At 38.1% G+C, this 9,978-nt stretch carries 8 protein-coding genes; all 8 read left to right on the top strand.

The window, feature by feature from the left end:
* Positions 1–1,828: CHAP domain-containing protein (locus ACI4WO_RS05460; protein WP_439806554.1), on the top strand; the 1,828-nt coding region annotated here is incomplete at its 5' end.
* Between the two features lie 21 nt (positions 1,829–1,849).
* Positions 1,850–2,590 carry a dockerin type I repeat-containing protein gene (locus ACI4WO_RS05455; RefSeq protein WP_439806553.1) on the top strand — a complete coding sequence of 247 codons (741 nt, stop codon included), beginning with the start codon at positions 1,850–1,852 and terminating at the stop codon, positions 2,588–2,590.
* Positions 2,591–2,791: 201 nt separating this feature from the next.
* Positions 2,792–4,222 carry an efflux RND transporter periplasmic adaptor subunit gene (locus tag ACI4WO_RS05450; protein ID WP_439806552.1) on the top strand — a complete coding sequence of 477 codons (1,431 nt, stop codon included), beginning with the start codon at positions 2,792–2,794 and terminating at the stop codon, positions 4,220–4,222.
* A gap of 13 nt (positions 4,223–4,235) precedes the next feature.
* Positions 4,236–4,919: an ABC transporter ATP-binding protein gene (locus tag ACI4WO_RS05445; RefSeq protein ID WP_439806551.1), complete on the top strand. Its 684-nt coding sequence runs from the start codon at positions 4,236–4,238 to the stop codon at positions 4,917–4,919.
* Entirely contained in the window at positions 4,919–6,514 is a 1,596-nt protein-coding gene (locus ACI4WO_RS05440) for a hypothetical protein (protein ID WP_439806550.1), read from the top strand. The genes ACI4WO_RS05445 and ACI4WO_RS05440 overlap by 1 nt, the downstream gene beginning before the upstream one ends.
* A gap of 13 nt (positions 6,515–6,527) precedes the next feature.
* Positions 6,528–7,787, top strand: coding sequence for an ABC transporter permease (locus tag ACI4WO_RS05435; protein WP_439806549.1), 1,260 nt, complete (start codon positions 6,528–6,530; stop codon positions 7,785–7,787).
* Positions 7,788–7,938: 151 nt separating this feature from the next.
* Positions 7,939–8,313, top strand: a complete 375-nt coding sequence (locus tag ACI4WO_RS05430; RefSeq protein ID WP_439806548.1) for a DUF898 family protein — start codon at positions 7,939–7,941, stop codon at positions 8,311–8,313.
* A gap of 190 nt (positions 8,314–8,503) precedes the next feature.
* The coding region (locus ACI4WO_RS05425) for an N-acetylmuramoyl-L-alanine amidase family protein (RefSeq protein ID WP_439806547.1) at positions 8,504–9,978 on the top strand (1,475 nt) is incomplete at its 3' end.

The raw sequence follows: 9,978 nt of genomic DNA, 5'->3' as shown, positions 1-9,978 counted from the left end.
GCATAAATTTGACGGAAAATGGTACTACTATCAAAACGGCAGAGCAGTAAGCGGTGAAAGACTGATTAACGGTGAATATTATCTGTTCGCTACAAACGGTGTGCTGAAAACAGAGTGGCAGACTGTTAAATCTATCAGAAAATATTATGACTATGAAACCGGACGACCTGTTTACGGCTGGATAAATTACATGGATTATATGTATTACTGCGATAAGCAGTCAGGCAAGCTCACAGGTATACAGGAAATAGAGGAAAATACATATATCTTTAATGAAAAGGGTATTTTGCAGACTGGATTCATAAAATACGGCAGTTATATGTATTACGGCGATGAAACCGGAGCAATAGTAAAGGGTGATCTCAATAAAACACCTATTGAAATAAACGGATACAGCTATATTATCTCGCCTTCCGGACGTGTTCAGCTGGGCTGGCAGACTGTAAACGGTCTGAGACTTTATTATAATTACGATACGGCAATACCGGCACAGGGCTGGATAAAATACAAAGGATATATGTATTATTCCGATATGGAAATCGGGAAATATATAGGTGACCATTATATAGACGGACATCCCTACAGATTTGATTCCAATGGAATTATAATGACAGGCTTTCAGTCTTTTGAGGGCGGTCTTACCAGATATTATTATAAAGACGCTACTGTAGCATACGGCATGAAAAAAATCGGCGGAGATACCTATTATTTTGACAATGACGGGTATATGTGCTATGGCTGGCAGACAATTAAATCTAAAAAATATTATTTCCAGCCTGACGGCAAAATGGCTCTGGAACTGTATGCAATAGACGGTGAAACCTATTATTTCGGTACAGACGGGGTAATGAAGACAGGTTTTTATACTATAGACGACGCAAAGTATTATTTTAACACAAACGGTGTTATGCAGACCGGCTGGAAGACAATTGATTCAAAAAAATATTATTTTGCCGATAACGGAAAAATGGCTCTGGGATTATATGTAGTAAGCGGACAAACCTATTATTTCGGTACAGACGGGGTAATGAAAACAGGTCTTCAGACTATAGGAGATACAAAATATTATTTTAACACAAACGGTGTTATGCAGACCGGCTGGAAGACAATTAATTCAAAAAAATATTATTTCGGCGATAACGGAAAAATGACTGTAGGCTGGCTTAAGTATTCTTCCGGTGAGTATTATTTCAATGCTGACGGTATTATGCAGACAGGCTTTATTTCCATTGACGGTAAAACATATTATTTTTCCTCAGACGGAAAAAAACAGACCGGCTGGCAGACAATTAACAACGATAAATATTATTTCGGTTCGGATGGAGCTATGTACACCTACAGACATAAAATTGACGGTAAAAATTACTGCTTTTATTCTACAGGTGCAATGGTGAAAGAAGGAAATCAGGATATTGCGGCTCTGGCTCTGACACAGCTTGGAAACGAAGGCGGACGCCCTTACTGGACATGGTACGGTTTTGAATATCGCATAGAATGGTGTGCATGCTTTGTTTCATGGTGTGCTGCTCACTGCGGATATACTCAAAACGGAGATATTCCGATTTTTATTTCCTGTAAGGTGGGTATTGACTGGTTTAAGGCACATAATCAGTGGAAAGGCAGAAACTATAAGCCAATAACCGGAGATTATATCTTTTTCGACTGGGAAGGTGACGGCGTTGCCGATCATATAGGAATTGTGGACTATGTTGAAAACGGATATGTTCATACAATCGAGGGAAACAGCGGAGATGTCTGCCGTCAGAAGGTATACAAACTTGATGATGCGTGTATTTACGGTTATGCATCACCGGCATATCCGGGATAATGTTAAATGGAGGATAAATATATGAAGATAAAACCAATACTTTGTTCAGCTGCGGTTATGGCATCGTTTCTTATGGGAAGCTTGGGTGCTAAAGCAGAAGAAATAACAGTAAGCTCAAAATACGAATTCCATGATAATGTGTGCGGAAAAATATGTGTTACTCCCGATTCCGGAAGTGATACATATATCCAGATTTATAAAGTTACTCCGGAGTCTCCGGATGAAGGATTCCTGATATATGACAGCGTAATAAAGGCTGATACTGTAAACGAGGGAGATGTTTATGTCTTCCCTCTGGAATGCAACAGTTTTGATGATGAAAATGTAGAATATTTTAGCTCTTATATGGTGAAAATCGGTATTCCCAAATTTAAAACATCCTCAAATCCTATCTATTATACCCAGACTGTTTATGTTGATGATACAGAATACTTTGTAAATTCTGTGGAATACAGTGATATATATGTATATAATCTGAATCTTACTGACAGTATACTGTCTTCCCCGGCAAAAGAACTTGTATCATCTGACAATGTGACTCTTACATATAGTCTTACATTTACTTCACTTGATTTTATTGCAGGCGATGCAAACGAAGACGGTGTTGTGAATATCAGGGACGCCTCATTGATTGCACGTAAACTTGCAGAGCAGAAAGTCAGTGAGCTTCCCCCAAGTGCTGATTTTAATTCGGACGGAATTGTTAATGTAAGAGACGCTGCTGCAATTGCTTCTTATATTGCCAAAGGATATGGCAATTAAATTCCGGTAAGGCAACAGCCGCTGATTGTGCGGTATCGCTTTTTTATACTAATCCCGGTCAGACTTTTAACAAGTGCTGACCGGGATTTTTGTTTTGTGATGATAATATTACAAAACAGATACATATTGATTTGTTTGTTGACTTAAAGTGTGTTATTGTGTATAATACAGTTAGTACAAAAAGAAAAGGAGGATACTCAAATGGAAAAAAAGAAAAAAATAATTATTGCATCAGTGTCAGCAGCAGTAGTTCTGGCAGCTGCAGCAGCAGGAATAATTCTGTGGAAAACCGGTTCTGACAACGAAAGCTCTGAAAAGGTTTTTGTAACTCCGGTTTCTGATATTAATACTGTAAACGCAATGTCATTAAGCGGCGAATGCTTTTCCGGAGTTATAGAATCTCAGAAAACCCTTGACGTGAAATATGATACAACAAAGCAGATAAAGGAAATTCTTGTCAAGGAAGGAGATCAGGTGGAAGAGGGTACAGAACTGTTTACTTATGATGTTGAATCAATGGAGCTTGATCTTGAACAGGGAGAACTTGAAATTGAAAAATACAATAATGATATTGACTCAATGGAAAAGCAAATTACTCAGCTGGAAAATGATAAGAAAAATGCTTCAAGTGATGACCAGTATTCTTATTCGGCGCAGATACAGTCTTTAAAGACGGATATTTCAAAAGCAGAATATGATATAAAGGTGAAAAAAGCTGAACTTGAAAAGCTGAAAAATTCAATAAAAAATGCAACAGTAAAGTCAGAAATGGCTGGTACGGTAAATAAGATAAATTCCGCTGACGGTTCAGGAAATCAGCAGGAGGATATGTACGGCGGAGACACTTCCGATGCGGACGTTGTAATGACCATCATTGCCAGCGGAGATTTCAGGGTAAAGGGAAAAATAAACGAACAGAATATGATGGCAATATATGCCGATATGCCGGTTATTATCCGTTCAAGAACTGACGATACCATAACATGGAATGGTACTATTTCGGAAATCGGTTCAGAACCTGAACAGAATTCAGATTATAATATGTACGGAGAAACTGATGAGATGACATCTTCATCAAACTATCCTTTTTATGTAACACTTGATAATATTGACGGACTTATGCTGGGACAGCATGTTATAATTGAACCGGATTTCGGACAGCTTGAGGCAGCTGAAAAAACCGGAGTATGGATTTATGAGGATTACATTGTAACAGACGATGACGGAAAGACATACGTCTGGGTTTCCGGAAAAAAGGACAAGCTGGAAAAGAAGTATGTTGAAGTGGGGGAAAAGGACGAAAACTATGGAGACTGTGAAATTGTTTCCGGTCTTACAGATGAGGATAATATAGCTTATCCGTCAGATGATTATAAAGAGGGAATGCCGACTACTGCAGATATAGATGAAGCAGGATTTGAAGAGGAATTCCAGTACGATGATGAAGATATAATGCCGGATGATATTGACGGGGATTATGAAGAATATGATGAATATTACGATGAAAACGGCGAACCTTTGCCCGGAGCAGACGAACAGGAGAACCCTGAGGATAATATTGACGATGAAGACGGAGAATTACTTCCGGATCAGGAAGATATAAGCGATATTGACGCTGTTCCGGCAGGCTGAGGAGGGCTTCTTTATGGTACTTGATTTAAGAGAAATCTGCAAAGACTATATGCAGGGAAAAGAAGCCGTACCTGTACTTAAAAACGTAAATCTGTCGGTTGAAAGCGGAGAATACCTTGCAATTATGGGGCCTTCCGGCTCCGGAAAATCAACATTAATGAATATTATCGGCTGTCTTGACAGACAGACTTCTGGAACATTTATGTTTGATGATACTGATATTTCACTTTGCAATGACAGACAGCTTTCAGAAATAAGAAATAAAAAAATAGGCTTTGTATTTCAGAATTTTAATCTTCTTCCACGTCAGTCGGCAGTGGAAAATGTTGAACTTCCGCTTTTGTATGCAGGAGTTCCGAGAAAAGAAAGAAGAGATATTGCCAGAGAAGCTCTTGTGAAAGTAGGCCTTGAGGAAAGAATAAATTTTAAGCCTACTCAGCTTTCCGGCGGACAAAAACAGCGTGTGGCAATTGCAAGAGCAATGGTAAATAATCCAAGACTCCTTCTTGCGGACGAGCCTACAGGCGCACTGGATACAAAATCCGGCGAACAGGTAATGGAGCTTTTTAAAAGTCTTAATGATGAGGGAGTTACAATAGTAATGATTACTCATGAAAGGGAAATTGCCGACCATGCAAAGAGAATTATGTTTATAAGGGACGGTATGCTCTCCGGATCAAACGGAGGTGAGGAGTAATGAAAAAGCTTATTATTGCTCTTGTGTGCGTGGCAGTTATAGCGTCAGGTACTTTCGGTGCATATAAGATAAATGAATCAAGGAAATCCAGAAAGGCTGTGGCAGAGGTTACTCTCGTTTCAAACATGATGGACTCCTACTGGGGAGATGATATTGAGCTTTCAGGTATGATCACTTCCGGAAACGTTCAGAAGGTTATGCTGGACAATCAGAAGCTTGTTGACGAAGTACTTGTTAAACAGGGGGATACTGTCAAAAAAGGCGACCCTCTTATGAAATATGATATGACAGCTCTGGAAATTGATGTCAAGCAGAAGGAAAATGCAGTTTCCATGGCAGATGTAAATATAAAAACTGCACAAAAAGAACTTACAAAACTTAAAAATCTGAAACCGTCAGAAATGATGCCTGAACCTGAACCGGTCGAACCGCCGGAACCGGTAATACCGGAAAAGCCGTCAGTAGAAAAGCTTTCATCAATAGAAAACTCTGCCTCGGCAGTAAGTGGTAAGGGAAGTGCAGAAAATCCGCTTATTTTCAATTGCACCGGCGATACAGTCGTAAAGGCGGCATTTTTGCAGACAATTATGCAAAACAACAGCTACAACGTATTCAGGGTTTATGATGAATCGGATACGGCTATTTATCAGTGGACTGTTTTCGGCGGAAATATAAAGGAAGAAAATATAGAGGACTGGTGTGTAGGTGAAAGTGTAACTTTAAATGCTGACGGCGGTATCTCACTTGAATTCAACGCTAAAATCTTCGGAAGCTTTAAAGTACTGGCAGAGGAAACAACTGAAGACACCTATGAATATGAAGAACCTGAATATACAGAGTTTCAGCTGGATCCTGACTCTGATGACTATATGTATTCAAGGGCAGAGCTTGCAAAAATGGTTTCTGAAAAGGAAAGCGAGATAAATGCTCTGGAAATAGATAAAAAATCTGCTGAACTTGAATACAAGATCGCCAAGGAACAAAAAGACAGCGGAAGCATTATAAGTAATATTGACGGTGTGGTAAGCTCTGTGGGGGATCTGGAAAATCTTGATTCAGACAGTCCGTTTATTGTGATTCAGGGACAAAGCGGACTTTGCATTACCGGATATGTAGGCGAAATGAATCTCGATAAGGTAACACCAGGCTCAATGGTGAATGTAATGTCATGGGAAACAGGAGAAACTGCCATGGCAGAGGTCACAGAGGTCAGCACTGCACCTGTTTCATATTTCTCACAGAACTGGAATGAAAACCCCAACAGCAGTACCTATGAATTCACTGCTGAAATAACAGACGATACTTCCATGTCAGCTGATACGGGAATAAGCATAACTATTCCTGCACAGGCAGAGGAATCGGGAATGTTTATTCCTTTGGTCTATGTCCGTGAAGAGGACGGAAAGTATTATGTTATGAAAGCTGATGAAAACGGTCGGCTTAAAAAGCAGTATGTAAAAACAGGAAGAATTATTTACGGTTATGAAATTGAAATAAAAGGCGGACTCAGTGAAAGTGACAAAATATGCTTTCCTTATGGAAAAAATATAAAGGAAGGCATTAAAACCAAAGATACTGATGAAGTTTTATGGTAAGAGGTGAACGGATATGTTTGAAAATATAAGATTGTCATTTAAAGGTATTTTATCTCATAAGGTTCGTTCGTTTCTAACAATGCTTGGAATTATTATCGGTATCGCCGCAATTATCGCTATTGTGTCTACAATTAAGGGTACCAATGAACAGATAAAAAACAACCTTATAGGTGCCGGAAATAATACGGTTAAAATTTCTCTTTATCAGGGTGACGGAGAAATGGATTTTCAGTACCAGTCTGTTCCGGCGGGAATTCCTGTTATTTCTGGTGAAACAAAAAATCAGCTTGAAGACTTTGATGAAATTGATGCCGTTTCCCTTTACCGTCAGAGAACCTATTGCGATTCAATTTATTATATGAATACATCATTAAGCGGCGGCAGTATTCTGGGAATTGACGAAAATTATTTCAGTACGGCAGGATACAGAATAAAGTCCGGAAAGGGTTTCTCAGACAGGGATTACAGAGGAAACCAGAAGTGTGCTGTAATTGATACTACCACTGCAACAAGTCTTTTCGGAGGAGAAGAACCAGTAGGAAAAATAATTGATATTAACGGCGAACCTTTTAAGGTTATCGGAGTCGCCGTACAGAGCAGTAAATTCGAACCGGTTATAAATTCCTATGAGGATTATCAGCTTTATAATCAGGATAATTCCAGCGGACAGATATTTATTCCATTGAAATCATGGCCTGTAGTTTTCCGCTTTGACGAACCGCAGAACTGTATTATAAAAGCCGTTGATACAGACAGTATGACAAAGGCAGGCAAAGAGGCAGCAGAGCTGTTAAACGGAAATCTTTCGGTTTCAGAGGACAGCGGAATAAAATATAAAGGTGAAGATCAGCTTGAAAAGGCAAAGTCACTCCAGAAACTCAGTGATTCCACAAATACCCTTGTTATATGTATTGCCGGAATTTCTCTTCTGGTAGGCGGTATTGGTGTTATGAACATTATGCTTGTATCTGTTACGGAGCGTACAAGAGAAATCGGACTGAAAAAGGCTCTGGGTGCCAGAAAAAAAGTAATTCTCGGACAGTTTCTGACTGAAGCCGCAGTCCTTACAAGTATCGGCGGAATTATAGGAATCGCTGCCGGAATTATTCTGGCTCAGATAATTTCAAAATTTGCAGATGTCCCTGTTGCCATAAGTGGTATATCTATAGCAGTTTCGGTTATCTTTTCAATGGCAGTAGGAATAATTTTCGGTCTTATTCCATCAGTAAAGGCAGCAAACCTTGATCCTATAGATGCATTAAGATATGAATGAGCGTTATTTACAATTTGTCACAACAATATTTTTAATTAAATTGTAGAAATTGTACAAAAATATAACTCTATATTCTTTTAATATGCTTATTGAAAATTTGCACTTCATATGGTAAAATATTTATGTAAATTATTGAAACGGGGTTATTGAAATGTCAGAACAGACAACAATTGAAAATTCTGCCGCAGAGAATCCTGTCAGTGTTTCGCAGAACTCTCTGTCAACTCAGTCCTATTTTGACGGCGGTCTGCTTCAGCTTATTGGCTGGCGGCTTCTGGGACTTATTGTAACAGTGTGTACCCTTGGAATATGTTATCCGTGGGCATTATGCATGGTTTATAACTGGAAAATAAAGCATACAGTTATTAACGGGCATCGTCTGGGATTTGACGGAAAAGCTATTCAGCTTTTCGGAAACTGGATAAAATGGCTGCTGCTATGTATTATTACACTTGGAATATATTCATTGTGGCTGAATATCGCTCTTACTAAATGGAAAACCAAGCATACTTATTTTATAAACTGATAATTCTCATTTTATTCCTGAACTTACTTGCTGATTTGAACCGTTTCCTGCAAAGGGAACGGTTCAAAATTTATTCTATATACATTTTATCAGCAAATCAGAGTAATTATTTACAAATTAAACAATTTATGGTATAATAATCAAAAGGATTATTTATCAAAATTAAAAACTGTAAGGAGTGATATAACAATTGAAATTAATAAGATATCTGTTATCTGCTGCCGCAGCCACGGCTGCCGTCGGGACACTGTGGATATGTGCCTGCGGTCAGGAAACAGAAACAGCTGCTGATGTTACAGAGCCAAGCATCACAGATGTAACGGAAAGCATTACTGAACCTGCTTATTCAGATACTTCAGTATTAACATCGGCAGAATTAACCTATGAAACAACAGTTTCTTTAACTGATGCAAATGATACGACAATTACAACTGAGGTGTCTTCAGAGGAGTCCGGGAACGGCTGGAATCTGATAAACGGCAGATGGTTCTATTACTCTGATGGTGTTCCGGCAAGCGGTACGTTAGAAATAGACGGTGAAACATATCTCTTTGCCCCAAATGGTGCGTTAAAAACCGATTGGCAAACTATAAATTCCCTGCGAATATATTTTGACTATAATACTCATTCACCTGTTTATGGTTGGATAGATTATATGGATAATTTATATTATTGTGATAAACAGTCCGGAAAATTCACAGGTATGCATGATATAGATGGTCAGACATATATATTTAATGAAAAGGGTATTTTACAGACGGGATTTATAAAATACGAAAGTAATATGTATTACGGCGATGAAAACGGTGTAATTGTAAAAGGTGATTATGACAAGTCCCCTATTACTATAAACGGCTGTGATTATATAATCTCACCTGCCGGACGTGTTCAGCTTGGCTGGCAGACTGTAAACGGTATTCGACTCTATTTTGATTATGAAACCGCTAACCCAATGTACGGCTGGATTAATTACATGGGAAAATACTATTATATAGATTCTGAAACAGGAAAGTATACAGGTGACCAATATATTAATAATCACCCGTACAGGTTTGACAAAAGCGGAATTATACAAACAGGTTTTCAGTCATTTAAAAACGGTAAAACATGTTATTATTATGAAGATCATACATGGGCAGTAGGCTTCTTAACTATTAAAAATGATACCTATTATTTTGATAATGACGGTTTTATGGCTACCGGATGGAAAACTATCAATAAAAAGAAATATTACTTTGGGGAAAATGGCAAAATGTCTGTAGGATTAGTTAAAATAAACGGAAACAAGTATTATTTCAATCAAAAGGGCGTTATGCAAACCGGATTTATTAAAATTAACGGAAATACATATTATTTTAATTCCGATGGCAAAATGGTTTATAATTGGCAGACGATAAACAAAAATAAATATTATTTTGGCTCTGACGGTATTATGAAAACAGGCTGGCAGACAATAAGCAAAAATAAATATTATTTCGGCTCTGACGGTATTATGAAGACCGGATTGCAGACAATAAACAAAAATAAATATTATTTCGGTTCTGACGGTATTATGAAGACCGGATTGCAGACAATAAATAAAAATAAATATTATTTCGGTTCTGACGGTGTTATGAAAACAGGCTGGCAGACAATAAACAAAAATAAATATTATTTCGGTACTGA

The sequence above is a fragment of the Porcipelethomonas sp. genome, from assembly GCF_051893655.1.
Taxonomy (GTDB): Bacteria; Bacillota; Clostridia; order Oscillospirales; family Ruminococcaceae; genus Porcipelethomonas.
The sequence above is the reverse complement of the archived record's forward strand: the minus strand, read 5'-3'. Positions and strand labels throughout refer to the sequence as shown.